The organism is Arhodomonas sp. KWT, assembly GCF_010993615.1.
In genome coordinates this window covers 1-589 of the sequence record NZ_WNXE01001015.1, presented here as the reverse complement: position 1 = coordinate 589, position 589 = coordinate 1, and the positions used below count along the sequence as shown (strand labels likewise).

Below are 589 nucleotides of genomic sequence, written 5' to 3'. Positions count from 1 at the left end.
CGCATTCCCGGAGGCCAATCTGCGCCGTATTGGACGTGTAGGCTGGTTAGTGCAACGTGAGCAGCTTGTCTGCCACCTCGTCGAGGCTTTGCCCCATGACGTCGGGGGGCAGGAACACATCTCCCCGCTCGATTTCCAGACGGGCACACCAGCCGGCGAGCGCACCGGCCCGTTTGGCGCCATGGCAATCCCACGCGTGCACTGCGACCAGGGCCATACGCTCAAGCGGTGTCTGGATCTGTTTCGCGGTGAAACGGTAGATCTCCGGATGAGGCTTCCACACGCCTGCCGCCTGCGCGGTGATGACGTGGTCAACGTACTCGGAAAGTCCGGCTCCCTCGAGGAAGCGCCGGGTATTGTCGGGACCGCCGACGGTCAGGCAACCGACGGTGACCCCTGCCTGAGAGAGGGTCCGTAGCGCCGGGGCGGCGTCGTCGAAGGTCGGCAGCGAGGAAAACCCGGCAAGTACGTAATCGATACCATCTTCACCGAGCGTGTGTTGCGTCTCGGTGCGCAGCGCCTGACGCGCGACCGGCTCGAAGGGCGCCTCGTCGCCGGCGAGCGTCAGCGCCATGGCATCGCGTTGGAA

1 protein-coding gene is annotated in these 589 nt (G+C 65.4%); it reads right to left on the bottom strand.

Going from position 1 to position 589, the window contains the following annotated elements; all coding sequences use genetic code 11:
• Window positions 1-46: 46 nt before the first annotated feature.
• Window positions 47-589: HAD family hydrolase (locus G7A99_RS23880; protein WP_163144558.1), on the bottom strand; the 543-nt coding region annotated here is incomplete at its 5' end.